17 protein-coding genes, 4 tRNA genes and 1 other RNA gene are annotated in these 17,720 nt (G+C 28.0%); 2 read left to right on the forward strand and 20 right to left on the reverse strand.

The annotated features are described in order from the left end of the window. Positions 1-78: 78 nt before the first annotated feature. From QIA41_RS01895 to QIA41_RS01970, 16 genes are all read right to left on the reverse strand, one after another. On the reverse strand, positions 79-1,443 hold the full coding sequence (locus QIA41_RS01895) for an MATE family efflux transporter (protein WP_320292363.1): 1,365 nt from the start codon (positions 1,441-1,443) through the stop codon (positions 79-81). Between the two features lie 575 nt (positions 1,444-2,018). Beyond that, a complete protein-coding gene (gene murA, locus QIA41_RS01900) occupies positions 2,019-3,302 on the reverse strand; it encodes a UDP-N-acetylglucosamine 1-carboxyvinyltransferase (protein ID WP_320292364.1) in 1,284 nt (427 codons plus the stop codon). Between the two features lie 104 nt (positions 3,303-3,406). After that, positions 3,407-4,228, reverse strand: a complete 822-nt coding sequence (locus QIA41_RS01905) for a TIGR00282 family metallophosphoesterase (RefSeq protein ID WP_320292365.1) — start codon at positions 4,226-4,228, stop codon at positions 3,407-3,409. A 14-nt stretch (positions 4,229-4,242) separates the two neighbouring features. Beyond that, a complete protein-coding gene (locus tag QIA41_RS01910) occupies positions 4,243-4,422 on the reverse strand; it encodes a hypothetical protein (RefSeq protein WP_320292792.1) in 180 nt (59 codons plus the stop codon). A gap of 44 nt (positions 4,423-4,466) precedes the next feature. Beyond that, on the reverse strand, positions 4,467-4,979 hold the full coding sequence (gene lspA / locus QIA41_RS01915) for a signal peptidase II (protein ID WP_320292366.1): 513 nt from the start codon (positions 4,977-4,979) through the stop codon (positions 4,467-4,469). A 9-nt stretch (positions 4,980-4,988) separates the two neighbouring features. Beyond that, positions 4,989-5,735: a Nif3-like dinuclear metal center hexameric protein gene (locus QIA41_RS01920; RefSeq protein ID WP_320292367.1), complete on the reverse strand. Its 747-nt coding sequence runs from the start codon at positions 5,733-5,735 to the stop codon at positions 4,989-4,991. Between the two features lies 1 nt (position 5,736). Further along, positions 5,737-6,426: a peptidoglycan editing factor PgeF gene (pgeF, locus tag QIA41_RS01925; protein ID WP_320292368.1), complete on the reverse strand. Its 690-nt coding sequence runs from the start codon at positions 6,424-6,426 to the stop codon at positions 5,737-5,739. Then, a complete protein-coding gene (gene lptB, locus QIA41_RS01930; RefSeq protein ID WP_320292793.1) occupies positions 6,423-7,214 on the reverse strand; it encodes an LPS export ABC transporter ATP-binding protein in 792 nt (263 codons plus the stop codon). The genes pgeF and lptB overlap by 4 nt, the downstream gene beginning before the upstream one ends. Further along, positions 7,204-7,887 (reverse strand): LptA/OstA family protein, encoded by a 684-nt coding sequence (locus tag QIA41_RS01935; protein ID WP_320292369.1) that lies wholly within the window; start codon positions 7,885-7,887, stop codon positions 7,204-7,206. Before QIA41_RS01935 ends, lptB begins: the two co-directional genes overlap by 11 nt. Beyond that, on the reverse strand, positions 7,884-8,411 hold the full coding sequence (locus QIA41_RS01940) for a hypothetical protein (RefSeq protein ID WP_320292370.1): 528 nt from the start codon (positions 8,409-8,411) through the stop codon (positions 7,884-7,886). Before QIA41_RS01940 ends, QIA41_RS01935 begins: the two co-directional genes overlap by 4 nt. A gap of 265 nt (positions 8,412-8,676) precedes the next feature. After that, complete coding sequence (locus tag QIA41_RS01945; protein ID WP_320292371.1) at positions 8,677-9,186, reverse strand: nucleoside-diphosphate kinase; 510 nt, start codon at positions 9,184-9,186, stop codon at positions 8,677-8,679. A 172-nt stretch (positions 9,187-9,358) separates the two neighbouring features. Next, a complete protein-coding gene (locus QIA41_RS01950; protein ID WP_320292372.1) occupies positions 9,359-9,658 on the reverse strand; it encodes a YbaB/EbfC family nucleoid-associated protein in 300 nt (99 codons plus the stop codon). A 4-nt stretch (positions 9,659-9,662) separates the two neighbouring features. Continuing rightward, positions 9,663-11,345: a DNA polymerase III subunit gamma/tau gene (gene dnaX / locus QIA41_RS01955; protein WP_320292373.1), complete on the reverse strand. Its 1,683-nt coding sequence runs from the start codon at positions 11,343-11,345 to the stop codon at positions 9,663-9,665. 223 nt (positions 11,346-11,568) lie between these two features. Further along, positions 11,569-11,665, reverse strand: an RNA gene (gene ffs, locus QIA41_RS01960) — signal recognition particle sRNA small type. Between the two features lie 3 nt (positions 11,666-11,668). Then, positions 11,669-11,755: transfer RNA gene (locus QIA41_RS01965), tRNA-Ser, on the reverse strand. 19 nt (positions 11,756-11,774) lie between these two features. Further along, positions 11,775-11,848 (reverse strand) — tRNA-Arg (locus QIA41_RS01970). 74 nt (positions 11,849-11,922) lie between these two features. On the opposite strand from QIA41_RS01970, the gene QIA41_RS01975 reads away from it, so the two are divergent. Further along, positions 11,923-12,636, forward strand: a complete 714-nt coding sequence (locus tag QIA41_RS01975; RefSeq protein ID WP_320292374.1) for a hypothetical protein — start codon at positions 11,923-11,925, stop codon at positions 12,634-12,636. Positions 12,637-12,665: 29 nt separating this feature from the next. On the opposite strand, the gene QIA41_RS01980 is transcribed toward QIA41_RS01975, so the two are convergent. The 4 genes from QIA41_RS01980 to QIA41_RS01995 form a co-directional block, all read right to left on the reverse strand. Further along, positions 12,666-12,752 (reverse strand) — tRNA-Ser (locus QIA41_RS01980). A 56-nt stretch (positions 12,753-12,808) separates the two neighbouring features. Continuing rightward, positions 12,809-12,898, reverse strand: a tRNA-Ser gene (locus QIA41_RS01985). A 53-nt stretch (positions 12,899-12,951) separates the two neighbouring features. Next, positions 12,952-14,271 carry a tetratricopeptide repeat protein gene (locus QIA41_RS01990; protein ID WP_320292375.1) on the reverse strand — a complete coding sequence of 440 codons (1,320 nt, stop codon included), beginning with the start codon at positions 14,269-14,271 and terminating at the stop codon, positions 12,952-12,954. Further along, a complete protein-coding gene (locus QIA41_RS01995; protein WP_320292376.1) occupies positions 14,264-15,781 on the reverse strand; it encodes a fibronectin type III domain-containing protein in 1,518 nt (505 codons plus the stop codon). Before QIA41_RS01995 ends, QIA41_RS01990 begins: the two co-directional genes overlap by 8 nt. A 121-nt stretch (positions 15,782-15,902) precedes the next feature. Between QIA41_RS01995 and uvrC the strand changes: the two genes are divergently transcribed. Then, entirely contained in the window at positions 15,903-17,714 is a 1,812-nt protein-coding gene (gene uvrC, locus QIA41_RS02000) for an excinuclease ABC subunit UvrC (RefSeq protein WP_320292377.1), read from the forward strand. Positions 17,715-17,720: the final 6 nt, after the last annotated feature.

Consider the following 17,720-nt stretch of genomic DNA (forward strand, 5'->3'; position numbering starts at 1 on the left):
AAATAATTAAAAATTAAACTATTAAAACAAATCAACCATTTTCTTTAGTAAAATATAAATATAAATAAATCTTAATTACTATTTATATTTTTTAATTAAAATAGGTTTGGCCCAATAACGAGTACAAGCAAAAGCAACTAAAATTATAATTGCTAAATAATTTGAAATTATAAAAGCGTAACCTAAAGAATTTTCAATTATGCCAAAATATTGAAAAATAAAAATTACTGGAAGACGAATAATCCATAATCTAATAAAAATAATAATCATTGCGATTTTTGTCCTACCAGACCCAATAAGTCCTCCGAAAAATACTTGTTGTAATCCATATCCAAAAGTACCAATGGTTGTCAACAATAAATAATTATTAGCATAATTTAAAACTTCCAAATCATCTGTAAACAGCCTCAGTATAAACTGTTTATTAATAATAACAATCGAATTTATTATTAATAAAACTACTAAAGAAATAAAAAATCCTTTTTTCAAAACTTCTCCCACCCTATTAATTTTCTTAGCACCAAGATTTTGACCAACAATTGAAATAATTCCAGTACCAATTCCCATAGCAGGAAGAAACAAAAAGGAAATAATGGTATTTGTAAGTCCATACGCCGCCAAAAATTTCGGACTAATCTCAATAACGATATAATTGAAAATAAAAAAAGACACCGAAACCATTATTTGCCCAAAAGTTGAAGGTAATCCCAAATTAACAATTTCTTTAATAGATCTTATATCTATCGCTAAGTCCTTAGGATAAATTTTTAATCCACGATTTAATTTGTAAGTCAAAAATAAATAAAAAACAACGGTTAGCGATTTTGAAAATAAAGTAGCCCAAGCAGCACCAGTAATACCCATATTAAAACTAAATATTAAAATTGGATCAAGAATAAAATTAACAATATTAGCAAATAAAACTATTATCATTGAAAGGATAGTTTCTCCTTGAGCATTTAAAATATACGTAATTGAAATGCTTAAAAACATAATGGGTATTCCAAAAATTGTCACGTAAAAATAAGCCCTTGAAAGTTCTTTAAGTTCACCTTTTACGCCCAATAAATCTAAAAGATGCTCAATTAAAAAAAAGGCACAAATAGCAACGAATAAGGATAAAATAAAGTTTAAAACAATAAGTTGCCCTGCATACCTTGAAAAACGAGAAAAATTCCCTTCCCCTATACATTTTGAAATCAAAGAAATGCTTCCTGTGGACATACCCATAGCAATAGCCATAATAAAAAAATTTATAGGACCAGCAAGTGAAAGCGCTGACAAAGGCATGGCTCCAAGTTTTCCAACATAAAACATATCAGTAAGCTCATAAAGGGCTTGAATAATATTGGTTATAACAATAGGAAAACTTATTAAAAAAAGAACCTTGTATAAATTGCCATTTAATATTAATTCTCTAGTCTTACTCTTATTTGTAGACATAAAATTTTATCCTTATTTAAAATATTTTTTTATAAAAATCTAAACTCAAATTTATTCATCATTAATAAAAAAGTATTTAATTTTTAATTTTAGAAATTAAAAATTAAAATGTAACGTCAAAACAATTGTTAATTAAAATGTTACGCATTACAATGATCGAAATGCAAATAAAATTCATTAAACTGCAGCGCCAAAAAATCATACCCAAAACCAGAAAAATTAAAACCAAATATAACAAAAATCCAATGATACCTATAGCCCGAGCAGCAATTAATAAAATTAAAAATTAGGACTACCCTTGCAAACTTTTTTTAATCTTTCAATATTATTTTTTTATATTAGGCTATTTAAACTAAAAAATAAAACAAAATTAAATAATACTAGATAAAAAATTCCAAACCCCTAATAATACTTCAAATTAAAGCCTATCTAAATACAATAACAAAAAATCTCGACAATAAAAATTAATTTAATATATTTTAATTCATAATTCAACCTATTAGTACCTGACTTTATTATCTCTTAAGAATATTTTCTCATAAATCACATGTAATACAATAAAGCCAAATACCAAGCTATTGACTTTTAACTTTTTTGATTTTTGCCCCCAAATTAATTAATTTACCAACCACATCTTCATATCCTCTTTCAATTTGATAAACATTTTGAATCTCGCTGCGACCTTCAGCAACAAAAGCAGCAATAAGAAGAGACATCCCCGCCCGCACATCTGGGGAAGACAAAATACTGCCCTTAAGAGTAGATTTACCTGTAACTACCACACGATGTGGATCGCAAAGTACAATTCTAGCCCCCATTTTTATTAACTTGTCCACAAAAAACATCCTAGATTCAAACATCTTCTCAAAAACAAGAACTGTGCCTTCTGCTTGAGTTGCAGTGACTATAATAATACTCATAAGATCTGTTGGAAAAGCTGGCCACGGACCGTCATCAATTTTTGGAATGCACCCACCAAAATCTAGCTTAACTTTTAATTCTTGCTTATCCTTTACATACACATTCTCCCTGTCATATTCAAAATGAATACCAAGCTTTGAATATATATGCCTAATTAATCTGAAATGCTGAGGATCTGCCTTTTTAATTTCTAACTCACCCCCTGTTAATGCGGCAAGACTGATCAAAGAACCAACTTGCATAAAATCAGCTCCTATCCTGAATACGGTTCCACTTAATTTTTTCACACCCTTTATCTCTAAAACATTTGAACCAATTCCTGAAATATTAGCGCCCATTGAATTTAGCATATTACATAAATCTTGAACATGCGGCTCACAAGCAGCATTCATAACAACGGTATTACCTTCGGCAAGAACTGAAGCCATAATGATATTTTCTGTAGCTGTAACAGAAGCTTCATCTAAAAACATTTCAGTTCCAACAAGCTTATTGGCCTTTAAAATAATCCTTCCATCTTTATTGCTCAACTTAGCTCCAAGCTTACAAAGACCATAAAAATGAGTATCAAGCCGCCTCTTCCCAATCACATCTCCTCCTGGAAGCGCCATATCTATTTCCCCCAATCTAGAAACAAAAGGTCCTAATAAAAGAATAGAGGCTCTAATTAAATCCGTGAGAGAAGAATCTATTTCTGTTTTTACAATATTTAAAACTTTTATTTTTAAAGTATTACCCTCTCTTACAATATTTGCTCCTACATCACTTAAAATGTCTAAAACAACTTTTACATCATTAATATTAGGAATATTTTCCAAAATAACATCTTCATCAGTAAGTAAGGCAGCTAAAATACAAGGTAAAGCAGAATTCTTATTGCCGCTAGCTGTAATTTGACCGCCTATCTTAAATCCACCTTCTACAATATAACTGTGCAAAATTCATCCTCCTGTATATACACACTATACATAAGAAAAATAATAAAATTAAATCTCGCGAATAAAATCAATTAAATTTTAAAAATACTTAAAAGATATGCTCATTAAACAATACCCATATCTTTTAAATTTGATTTATAGTCTATATATTCTCTAACAGACTCTACAGAAAAAGAATGCCCATTATCATCGATATCAATTACAACACCATTAAAACCAAGACCCTCCCAAGATTCATTAAATTTCTGATTTAAAAATCCTTTCAAAAATTTATCCACCTCTAAATTAGAATCATATCCAATAACACTATCCAAACTTCCAACTCTACCCAAATCAGTTATAATAGCAGTATTATCTAAAATTCTCAAATCAGCTGTTAAAATCCTTTTCCCAGTTCCAAGACAAGCACTAACTCTTGATTTTAGATAAAAAAACAAAGCATTAACTTCAGCAGTAGTATTTGAATCAAAAAGAACAATAATATTGTTTGTTTGCATTTTTATTCTTTCATAAAAAAAATCAAAACTATAAAAGGGATGATTAAATTTATGTTTGGTTATTCCTGTTTGACCTACAATTCTCATCACAGCCAATTTTTTGCCACCAACATTATAAATAAAATAAGAATATCCTTTTAATTTCGCAGGACAATTTAAAGGCTTTAAAATAAAATTATACTTATCAAGATCATCGGACAAATCAGATCTTGCAAAAGTATTCTCACCTAAGGTTAAAACATCAATGCCATACTTTTTCAATAAAAAAGCATGCTTTTTGCCAAGGCCCCTTAAGCCTGTAGTAAAATTATTACCAGATATTACAAAATCAATTCTTCTTTCAGCCTTAAAAGATGACAAAAAAGATTTTATTACAATAATCCCAGCTTTACCAACAACCTCTCCAGTAATTAAAACCCTTAAAGACACAAAGCCTCTCTTTTCTATTGATCTGATTTAAAAAACTTAGCAAGTAAACTTCTTACAATAAAAATTGACACAAAATGCCCCGCCAAAACAGCAACAACAATCATTATGAAAATCAATATAAATTGCAAATTGGGCTTTTCGATAATGCTAAATTTAACAACTAAAAGAAACTCCAAAAAGAAAAACAAAAACATTAAAAATAAGTTCATTAGCATGCATAAAATAAAACCCAAAATCTTCATGTATTAATTGTTTTTCTTTTTATAAAAAAATCATTAACCAAAAATAAAATCATTCCCACAACAACATAACTATCCGCAAAATTAAAAGTAGGCCATCTATCAAGTCCAAAAATTCCATAAAATTTAAAATCTAAAAAATCTACAACTCCAGAAGGCCTAAACAACCTATCAATAACATTTCCAACTCCTCCTGAAAAAATCAACAAAAGTGAAATTCTGGTAATACAATCTTTCTCTTTCAAAGAAAGAGAAAGAACAAATATTAAAATAAAAATAGGCATTGCGAGGAAAAAAATCTTTTTCAAACTATAATGAATATTAGAGCCCATAGAGAATAAAATTCCCGTGTTTCTTACATGTATTATTCTAAAAAAATCCTCAAAAAAGGAAAAATATATTGAACCCAATTTAACATATTTTACAACCAAATATTTAGAAAGCTGATCAAAAAAAATTAAACTAATAATAAATACAAAAATATTGAAATATTGTTTACTTTTTGCGCTCATATAAAATCCTTATAAATTAGTATCTCTACGAATAAATTTAACTTCTAAATCTTCTTGAATTTTTAAATCTTTCATTAATTTAATTAAACCAAAAGTTTCAGTGAAATAATGGCCCGCAAAAATCAAGCTCACACCGTATTCTTCTGCTAAAGAATATATCTGATGGGAAGTATCTCCAGTTATAAACAAATCTATACCATGATATAAAGCCTCTTCAAAAAAAGAATATCCAGAGCCGCTAACAATAGCAACCTTATTCACCGGTTCTTTAAACTTTTTTGAAAAAAGAATATGTTTATTTTCCTTTCTAATTTTTTCTAAAATTTCAGAAAAGTTAAAATCAGAATCAGCAATAATTCCTAAATTAAACCCTCCGTAATTTGCAAAAGCAAAAGGATTTTTAAAATCTAAAAAATCTGAAAAAACTTTGCTGTGTGAATAAACAGAATGGGCATCCATAGGTAAGTGAACCGAATAAAGAGCTAAATTATTTTCAATCAAAAACTTAATTTTATCATATATATTGGAAATAATTCGCTCTTTTTTTGACCAAAAAATACCGTGATGGGTGATTAAAAAATCATTTCCTTTTGCTTCTTTTAAAGTTGAATAACTAGCATCAACCGCAAAGGCAATTTTGTTGACCTTAGTATTAAGATTCCCTACTTGAAGGCCATTTAAATTTTTATCAACATGTTCATACTTCTTTATATCAAAAATTGAATCAAGCTTATTGGACAAATCTCTTACGTTCAAATTAAATTCTCCAAATTAAAGCATAACTTTGGTTTTCTCTTAATCTTCTATAAGAATAAAGATTTTTCAAACAATACGTACAAAGTTTTGAATTATAAATATTTAAATTAAAACTAGAAAGCAAATTTAAATTAAAACTGGCGTTATCAAAGTATATTTTACCATCTCTTATAAAAACCGCAGTATTTAATAAACCTTTGCTAAATTTATTACTTGCTTCTTTTAAGAAAACTTCAGAAACTTCATAACAACAAGATCTGTTATAAGGTCCAAAAACAATTTTTAAATCCTCAAAAGAGGAACCCATTTTTTCAAACATAAATAACATTTTTAAAATAATCATCTTAAAGCTTCCTTTATACCCGCTGTGAGCAAGTCCTATAAATTTTTTCACTGAATCATAAAAGTATATCGGAAGACAATCTGCAAAATAAGTAACAAGAGCTACATCTAAAGAGTCAGATATAAGACCATCCCCTTCTTGAAAATTTATAAAATCATCTTCAACTTTATAAATAATATCTGTGTGTAATTGCTTTAAATATTTTATTTTCTTCGATTTAGGAACAAAATTTAAATTCTCATTACTAAGTTCTCTTAAATTTAGATTAAAAGGTTTTTTAGTATAAATCATTCTAACATCATCATCTACTCTAAACTCATAATAAAGTTCATGATCTATTGTTTTCATAATCTAAATTCTTCTCCCAAATAAAGCTTTTTGGCTTTTTCACTACTTATTATATAATCAACATCACCCTCATCAAGCACCTGGCCTTGATAGACAATATAAGCTCTATCAATTATATCAAAAGCATCTCTTACGTTATGATCGGTAATAAGAACTCCAATATTTCTTTCTTTTAAAATTTTTATTATATTCTTAATGTCCCCGATCGCAATAGGATCTATACCGGCAAAAGGTTCGTCTAAAAGCAAAAAATAGGGGTTTACGGCCAAAGCTCTTGCTATCTCTGCACGCCTTCTCTCTCCGCCAGAAAGAGTATAAGCTTTTTGGCTTTGTATTCTTTTTATCTCAAATTCTTTAAGCAGATTAACAAGTTCTATCTTACGCTCAGTCTTAGATAAATCCTCTCTTCTCTCCAAAGCAACCATAATATTCTCCTCAACTGTAAGTTCCCTAAAAATTGAAGCATCTTGGGGAAGATACACAATTCCTATCCGTGCACGCTCATACATATTAAGAGATGAAATGTTATAGTCATTTATTAAAACTTTGCCTGCATTAGGCCTAATAAAGCCTACAATTGTATAAAATGTCGTTGTTTTACCAGCCCCATTTGGACCAAGAAGCCCCACAACTTCACCTTTATGAATGTTAATCGTAATACCATTAACAGCAAATTTTTCACCGTACTTTTTAATAATGTTATCTGCTCTTAAGACAACATTATTAAAGGAATTAAGATTAAGGCTTTCTTTAATCTCTTTTATTTTATTTTTTTTCTTAAGAAACATCATTTTCAACTTGAGTAAACTCTCCCTCAACACTTCCCTCAAGTTTATACCTATTAGTTTTTGTATTGAAAATTATTCTTGAAGCAGAATAATAGTTATCTTTCTGATAAATTACTGGAACTCCTTCAAGAATCATTTCTTTTTCTTCTTTATTATAAGTCCCGCTCTCAGCTCTCGCAAAAATATCATCCTTGTATATTTTAACAGAATATTGCATAATGTAAATATTGGCTTTATTACTGCCCTCAATTCTTTCTGCTTTAATAAGCATATCGTTTTCTGAATCTTCAAGCTCAACCTCTTTTTGAAGATAAAAATTATCCAACTTTCTATTAAAAAATAAAAACTGAGCCTTAACATTCATCTTATTTTTATAATCTTCATAAAAAACATTACCTCGAGCTTCGAGATATGTCCCATTTTCCCCATAAATTTCAATTTCATCTGCCCTAAGTTTAAAATCTGACGAAATAACCTCTGAATTTCCCTTTAAAACAATTTTTTTATAAAAAGAAGACACTATACCTTGTGCAAAATCTGACTTAAAGGTAAAATTAGCACTTCTCTCTTCATTTTCCTTACCTTCTTCAAATTTAGGCTCAGATTCTCCTTGTGTTGCCTGAATATTGTTAACAAAAGCAATAAAAATCCATATTAAAATCAAATCCCTCAATTCATGATTCCTTCAACTCCAGAATCAAAATAAAAAACATTGCTCTTTAAAAAATAAGAAAATCCTTTTCCTTTTATTTTGCTATCATTAAATCTAATTAATACTAGCTCATTTGGGGGAGATTGCAACTTCTTATCTTTATCCTTCCATAAAATCCTATTTGAATTAAGCAAATAATAATTATCTTTATCCTCTATTTTAAATTCTACAGAATCTCTCATATCCAAATCTTTTGTAATATAAGAACCTTCCAAACTATTAAACTTCCCTGAAATTTCATTATCTAGCGAATAATATAAAAATCTTCCATTTTCTGCCTTATAAATTTTATAGTCATTAAAATAACTAAAATTTAAAGACTCTAAAACGGTTTGTTCTTTATTGTATACAACATCATAATACTTAATTCCCAATATTTCTATTGAGGGAAACTTCTTAACTTCATCAGACCTATTAGAATATTCATCATAATCAAAAGTACAAGCAAAAAATAAAAATAATAAATAAAACTTAAGCATTCTCATAAACATTTTTCACAAGACTAGAAATTTTCTATCTCAATTGACAATCTATTAAACATAACAACACAGCATTAAAAACTTTGCCAAACAAAACCCACTTACATAATCAATTATAATCTAAAAAATAAAATCAAGATAAAAATACCACTCTTAAGAATAGTTTTTTTGCATAAAAATTAAAACAAAAATACAAAAATTGTTCTCATTTTATTTAAATGTTAAATTGACAACTTAATGCTTACCCTTTTAAAGAAATAGATTATAAAAATTAGCAATAATAATGCTCACATTCATCATCTCTTTTATAGTTTAAAATTTCATTCTCTTTAAACCAAATTGGTATTTCACGAATTGCATCTACTTCATTAGCAGATGCATGAATTACATTATAAATTGAAAAACCTTTTTCATTTGAATATCTAAAACTATGATAAGAAAAATCTCCTCGTATTGTTCCAGGAATGGCTAATTTTGGCTCAGTAGCGCCACAAAGCTTCCTAACAACCTCAACGCTCTCAATTCCTTCAACAACAAATGCAAAAACAGGAGAATTTGAAATAAATTTAATTAAAGACTCCCAAACCGCCTCACTATGCCTAAAGACAATATCATCATACAAATAATGTTTTTTTGCCATATTTTCATCAACAACAAGCATTTTAGCAGCCACAATTTTCAAACCCACCTTTTCAAATCTAGCAACTACATCGCCAATTAAACCCCTCCTAACACCATCGGGCTTAATAATACATAAAGTTTTTTGCAATAACATTGACATAAAATCCTCCTAAAATCTGGGGTATTTATTTAAAAAATAATTAAATAAATCAAAATATTTACCTAATACCAAAATTATATTTGATTAATTAAATTTATACGGAATACTGCAAATTATAAAAAGTTTAACATTATATTGAAAAATCAAAATATAATTTTTACAAAATTAACAACTACATTCCGAAAGGAAGAACTCCCATGGTTTTTAACTTTATCTCTTCTTTAACCTTGGAAACAGCATCATTTAAAGCAGATTTAACCATCTGCTCAAAAGCATTATTGTCTAAATCATTAAAAAATTCCTTATTAATTGAAACTTTTTTAATATTAAATTCGCCATCCATCTCAATAACAACAATATTGCTACCTGCTTTACCACAAACCGTAATTTTAGACAACTCCTTTTTAATATTGTCAATATTACTCTTAACACTTGACATGTTTTTTAAAAAATCTAACGGATTTACTGCCATATTTTTATCTCTCCAAAACCTCACTTGCTCCAAAAATATTTTTTACGGTCTCTAATTTTTCAAAATCCTTTTCAAGGCTTTTGAAATTTTTTTGAAACACAATGCTTAAATTGGGAAATTCTTTATAAAATTCAGACCTTATTTCAACTTTATAATTTTGAATCTCATTATATTCAAATTCACTAAATACTTTATAATAAAGAACATTGTCATCAATAATAACTTCTCCCGAATGAACTAAAGTTTGAATGTATCTTGAGACAATATAAATAAATTTATCTCTTATATCAATGGAATCACTTGATTTATTTGAATCATCATCCTCAATAAAAATCTCATCAATCTCCTCAATAATATTGGAATTCAAAAGATTTTCATCAATTTTTGTTGACAAATTTTCATCACAATTAGTCGTCTCTTTATCTAAAGATTTGGCTTCTAGAAATTCACATTCTAAATTAGGTTTTTCCAAAATAAAAGCCAAATCGTCTTTACTCTTTTTATTTGCTAAAACATCAAAATTGCTTGAATCTAAAGCTACATTTTCTATCAAATTGTCTTCAAGATTTTGAATTTGCTTTATTAAAACATGATTTGGAATGTAATTTTTAAGTCTTAAAATTTTAATAAAATTAATCTCAAGCTCATATCTTGGATTAACCGAAAACTGTAAATCTCTATAAGTTTCAAGCAAAACAATAATAATTCTCTCAAGATAGTTTAAATCAAACTCAAATAATTTTTTTCTTAAATTCTCAGATTTAATTCCAATAAACTCAAAATTTTCTATGCCTATCTTTAAAAATAAAGCTTCTCTAAAAAATTCGATTGAATCTAACAAAAATTGTTCATAAGACACTCCCGACAAAAAAACAGAATCGAGGACACTAATTAACTCTTTCACATCCTCACCAAGAATGCTAACTGACAACTTCTCTAAAAATTCATCATTGGTTAAGCCCATTTTAGACCTTATTTGATCTAATTTAATGTCAGAATTGGTAAACGAAACTATCTGATCAAAAAGAGTATAAGCATCTCTTACACTACCACTACTTTTATATGCAATCCATTTTAAAGCCTCATCTTCATATTTAATATGATCGTCAAAACAAACCTTTTTAAGCATATTATAAATCTTTTCTAAGGATAAAAGTTTAAAACTAAAATGCTGACACCTACTTTTTATTGTCTCTGGAAGCCTATGTGATTCCGTAGTGGCAAAGATAAAAACAATATAATTTGGAGGCTCTTCAATTGTCTTTAAAAGAGCATTAAAAGCGGAATTGGAAAGCATATGGACCTCATCAATAATATATATTCTATATTTAGAAATTGCAGGAGGAAACATTATCTCTTCTTTAATTTGTCTAATATCCTGAACTGAAGTATTTGAAGCACCATCAATTTCAACAACATCAAGACTACTGTCATTTTCAATGGATTTACAATTGCTACACTCACCACAAGGCATAACTGTAGGACCATTTTTACAATTTAAGCATCTAGCAAAAGCTCTAGCTGATGAGGTCTTACCAACACCCCTTGGCCCTGAAAAGATATAAGCATTTGCTATTTTATTTTTCTCTATAGAATGTTTTAGAGTCTCAACAACAAAATCTTGCCCTTCAAGAGAGTTGAAATCTCTGGGGCGTTTCTTAAGAGCAGTACCTCTTGAAGACGCCATTAACTTTTTACCTCCCAATACTTTAATAGCAAAATGCTAAAAATATATACTATACAATATACTTATATCTCAGAACTATTACTTTAAAAGAAGTGCCAAAAAATTTTATAAAACATAAAAAATATCAAAAAAAGCTTTTCAAAAAACACAATAAGATTAAAAGTTTAAAAAAATAAACCCATATCTCAATCTAAAACAAAGCATCACATTTTAGATCAAAACTAAACCTAAGACTTACGTACTCATTAAAAAAATTGCTTACCGCTGCTACCTTCCAGTCCTGACGGGATTTGGCAACACTTAATAGTACGGGTCCTAGGTATCGGAGAGAATGGGATTCGAACCCATGATACATTTTATTATATACACGCTTTCCAAGCGTGCGCCTTAAGCCACTCGGCCATCTCTCCAAACAACTAACAAACTTTTCGTGTCCAAGAGGACTTGAACCTCCGACCTTAAGAATCGCAATCTAACGCTCTATCCAACTGAGCTATGGACACAAACAATTAGTTTTTATTGTAATAAAAATTACTATTTATTACAATAAAAATATTCAACAGAAAATGGAGAAGTTGTGAAAACTAAAACAATCATCTTTCTTTTAATTTTAATATTATTTATTTTATCATGCTATAAATCAGTATCAAATGGGGTTAATTCCAAATTAGTAATTAAAACTAAAAATATCAAAGAAGAAGAAATATTAGAAAACAATAATATTCTTTACATAGATGCAAAAATTCCTTTTATGGAAAATGCAAACTTTGAATTTGAAAATTTTATAAACAAATGGAAAAAAGATATTGAAAATAAAATATCAAAAAACGAAAATTCAAAAAATGAATATTTTTATTTTTCCAGCTTTGAAATATTTAAAAATGAAAATATCGGCATTACATCTATTTTGTATAAAGAATCCTTCAAAGAAAAACCCTCAAGCTCTCTTTTAAAATATCACTCTTTAAACTTGAAAGGAAACAAAACAATAGAAATTTCAGAAATAATATCAAAAGACCAGCTAGACTCTCTAATAAATGTATTAAAAGAACAGATGAAAAATAAGATTAAATATCTTAGCGTCAAAGAAAAACAGAATCCAAGCGAATTAGAGAAAAAATTCACAAAAATCTTTCCAACATACAAATATTACTTTAAAAATAACCAAATTATAATATATTACAATCCATTCTTAATTGATTGTAATGAATGCGATAAAATCGAATTTCAATTTCCTATACATGAAAACACAGAAAATGGACATCATCCCAATAAAGCTCTGCACCATTAACCTTAACTCAAAATCAAATATAATAATTACGGAGAGGGTGAGATTCGAACTCACGGTAGGTTTAAACCTACAACGGTTTTCAAGACCGTAGCATTAAACCACTCTGCCACCTCTCCAGAGCTAAAACAAATTTTAATAAATAAAGCAAGTACTGTCAAGATTTAAATAATTACGGAGAGAATGGGATTCGAACCCATGGTCCCCTTTTTAAAAGGACAACTTCTTAGCAGGAAGCCCCATTCGGCCACTCTGGCATCTCTCCTACAATATTAATACATATTATATTAGAGGGATTATTATTGTCAACCTAATAAATTACAAATATTTGTAATTTATTCTAAACTCTTTATAAGCTTCTATTAAATTTTGAAAATCTCCAATAGAAACGTTAATTTCAGAACAAATATATTCTTCATGCAAAATCTCTTGAACCATTTTCTCCTCATTATTGCTAAATTTTAATTCAATACACTCATCCTTAATTCTCCAAATATACGTATTTACTCTTATATTATGATCAAAAATAAAAACAGGATCTCTTAAATTTAAAGAATTGTCAATAAAAAACAAATACTCCAAATACCAATTCGCCCTTAAAGATGTTGCAAATTCTTCAAGCAGATTTTCGATTAACATATCCTCACTAGACTCAAGTAATTTTAAAAATTTTAAATACGGCTCTGGATTAAGCTCACAAAGTTTTTTCATATAAAAATAGGCATCCTCAAGATCACGATTTCTAAGAAAAAATAAAGTTGCATACAAATATATCAAATCTAAGCTAGAGTAATCATTGGCCATTCTTTCAATAGACTTTTTGGGAGAAAATTTTAAAAGCTCAATTGTTGCAATATGCATATTATAAATTGTATAAATATTTGAAAAATTCAAAATAGCCTTAACATAAGATGTTGTAGCTTGAGTCATACTCCCCATTTTATGAAAAATAGTTGCCCTATTGTGCCAAATATACTTAGAATAATGAGAATCGGTTAAAAATTTTTCAGAAAGCTTAATTGCTCTGCTTATTTCTCCAATAGAATAAAAATAATACATTAAATAATTAACAACAAGAGCAAGATTGGCATTAAAAAAAATTTCGTCTACTTTCAAAAAGCTTGCTGTTTTAAGAGATTCTCTATTTTTTAAAATCCAAATATTAAGCTTAACAAGAGAATTGTTTTGATCCAAATCTTTAGCCTCAAAAAATAATTTCAAAGCTTCTTCCTTATTGCCCATCATTTCAAATAAAACAGCACTATTATTTAAAGCTTGTATAAAATCGGATTTCTGCTCTTTAGCTTTTAAAAAACAATTTAATGCAAGTTCATATTCTCTTAAATTAAAATAAAAAACACCTAAATTATAATTTTCAAAAGGCCCTAAATCATCTTTATTTTCTTCAACTTTACCATAATCTATAAGCTTAACTAAAAAATTGTATTCTCTCAAAACAACAGGATAAGTATTTAGCACATATAAAAGAGCCTTATAATCCTTTTTTTTGAAATAAATAAGTGCTTTAAGCGCAAGAGAATCAAAACTTTCGTCAAAAACATCTAAATTGTCAAGAGAATTTTTAAAATCACCATTTTTATAAAAATTTAAAGCTTTTTCAAAACTAAAGTTATTCATATTTTTTAAAAAGCTCCATAGGCCTTACAGAAATTTCCTTTGAAAAAGAAGTTTTATTAACACTTTTATCTAAATTGTAAGCAGCAATACTAATATAATAAAGTCTTCCATCTTCAAGCCCTGTAATTTTAAAAGAAGTTTGATTTCCAACATCAATAGGAGAAGCTAAAATACCACCAGTTTTTCCATGATAATTGCCAGAGGCAACACCAATATAAATATAATATCCTTCAACACTGCTATTAATAACGGGAATCCACTCAATAAAAATCTCTCTGGAACCCGGAATAACCTTCGTTATCACAGGAGGAAATGGAGCAGCCTCGGGAACATAAGTGATTGCCATACTATAAAGAGAAGGACTGCTTACAGAATCTCCACTGGGATAAAATTCAACTTTTATTTGAATATATTTTGATATCTTTGAATCCGGAAAATCTTTTTTAGGATCAAAATGAATCCAAGCTCCAGTTAAATTTTTCCTAATATTCCCATAACTATCTGTATCATAAAATACCTTATTGTCTAATCTATAATAATAAACAATATCCGTATCTTTAGGAACATTAGAATCAACATCAAAAGACAATACTTGAGAATAATATTTAGAAAGCTTAATAGGCTCTGTAATAATATATCCCATATTTTTTGAAAAAAAAGCATTGCTAACCTCTTCAAAGCTTTTATGTATTTCCAAATTCTCAACTGCACCAGTAAAATAAGTCCCTAGGGTAAAATCAATAAAATTGCCAATATTTAACAAATAACCTGGTCCTTCCTTTTTATCATCCGTTACATATTCTATTGCCTGAGGTTTAGAATCTATCAAATATTCAAGTATGCCGTCCCTTTGTCTATATCTTAAAGTATGTAAATGCCATTTTTTTGGAATAAAATCATCATTACTTTTCATTCTAATTTTGATAGGACTTTTATTATCTTTTAAAAATACATTGTTTAAAACCCAAACAAAATTTCCCTCATCACTTTCTAATCTAATCGACTGATCTACCCACAAATTATTAATATTTTTATAGCCATCCCAACTAAAAATAACTTCTCCTGTAACAGAAGTTGTTCGATATACCCAAAACTTAATAGTAAAATCAGAAACGGCATTGCCTGAAAAAAAGAAAGCCTTTTTTGTCAATGGCTTAAACTTAACGGGATTTTGATTTGAATAAAAAATTAAAGAGCCGTTAGAAACATTGCGAAATTCATTTGAAATTCTTAAGCTTTTTGCACTAACCAAATAATTTGAAGATGTGTCTTTTAATTTATTATCCCTTCCTATTTCTAAGCGTAAATCAATATTTTTTAAATCTAAAACAGCTTTATATCTATCCAAATAAATACCAAGCAAACCTCTCATATCTCTTTCAAAAGCAATATTGCTAGAATCTTGAATAAATTTAAAATTTTTTTTTGAATCAAGTATTAACTTCAATTCTTGAGATAAAAGAATGAAAAAGCACAAAAAAAATAGCAAGAACATTAAAATTAATCTCATTTTTGACCTTTTATTTGTTATTATTCATATTTTTAAATACTTAAAAACATAAAACAAATCATCTTATGATACAATATTATATCATAAGATGATTTTTAAAACCTAAAAATTACCTGATATTATGGAAGAGAATCTAACAAGCCTATTCGAAAAAGTAATAAAATTACCCACTAAAAGTGGTTGCTATAAAATGCTAAATGAAAATAAAAAAATACTCTATATTGGAAAAGCAAAAAATCTAAGATTAAGAATAAAAAGTTACTTTTTAGAAAAAAAAAGCCACAAAATCAAAATATTAATGAAAAATGTAAAATCCATAGAAATTATTACAACAAACAGTGAATACGAGGCGTTACTGCTAGAATCCAATCTAATCAAAACTCACAAGCCTGATTACAATGTAAAACTAAAGGATGGGAAAGGCTACCCCATGATAAGAATAACTTACGAAAAATACCCAAGAATTTTCAAAACCAGAAAAATAATTAATGACCAAAGCGAATATTTTGGACCATTTACTAATGTAAAAAAACTAGACCAAGTATTAGATTTTATAAACAAAACATTTAAAATTAGAAAGTGTAAAAAAAAATCCAATGTTCCTTGTCTATATTACCATATGGGACAATGCCTTGGGGTATGCTATAAGGAAAATCTTGAAAAAGAATATCAAAAAGAACTAGATAAGGCAAAATCCATACTAAAAGGAGATATAGCCGAAACATTAAGCCAAATTGACATAAAATTAAAACTTGCCATACAAAAAGAAGATTTTGAAACTGCTATTAAATTGAAAGAAATTAAAAGTTCTTTAATAGAAATTAATCAAATCCAAATCATCACAAAAGCCAATACTTTAAGCATAGACTATGTACACGTTCACCCGGGAGAAAATATAAATACCATAATAGTATTAAAATACAGAAATGGGAAATTAGTAGAAAGAGATGCAAACTTTGATGAGAGTATATGTAAAAAAAATGAACTGATTTTACAATTTTTGGTTCAATACTACACAGCAATTAATATGATAGTACCCGACAAAATTCATATTTTTATTAAAGATGTAGACACCAAAAATGTTGAAAAATTAATAAATGAAATTAAAAATACAAAAACAGAAATTCTTTACAAAGAAACAGAAGAAATTTTAAAAATAATGGAAATGGCCATATCTAATGCCGAATTATCTTTAAGAGAATATGAAAATAAAAATAATAAAGCACTTGAAAGCTTAAAAATTTTACTAGAAATGGACAAACTTCCCAAAATAATTGAAGGATTTGACATAGCCCATCTTAAAGGTCAAGAAACAGTAGCCTCTATGGTTGCTTTTAAAATGGGAGCACCCTTTAAAGAAAGCTACAAACTTTACAAGCTAAACTCACTATTAAAAGGAGAAATTGATGACTTTAAGGCAATAAAAGAAGTGGTTTTGAGAAGATATTCAGAAATAATCAATAAAAACTTAGAACTGCCAAATTTAATTTTAATTGACGGAGGCAAAGGACAATTAAATGCTGCTTCTTCTATCCTAAAAGGCTTAAAAATAGAAAACAAAGTTAAACTCTGTTCATTGGCAAAAAAACAAGAAACAATATTCCTAACAACAAACAAAAAAGGAATAAATCTACCCCAAGGACATCCTGCTCTTAGGATATTGCAAAATGTAAGAGATGAAGCACATAGAAAAGCTAACGAATTTAACAAAAAAAGAAGGGAAAAAATAACCCTATTGTATACAAAAATACGTGGAATTGGAGAAAAAACAGCCCAAAAAATATTAAAATCAATTGGAACCTATAAAGATGTATTACTTTTAAGTGAAAATGAAATTTCAGAAAAAATTAAAGTAAATATGCAACTTGCAAAAAAAATAAAAGAATTTGCAATAAAAGAAAACTTAATAAAAAATTATTATCTCGATAAATAAACTTTA

This window comes from Borreliella sinica (assembly GCF_033969665.2).
Classification (GTDB): Bacteria; Spirochaetota; Spirochaetia; order Borreliales; family Borreliaceae; genus Borreliella; species Borreliella sinica.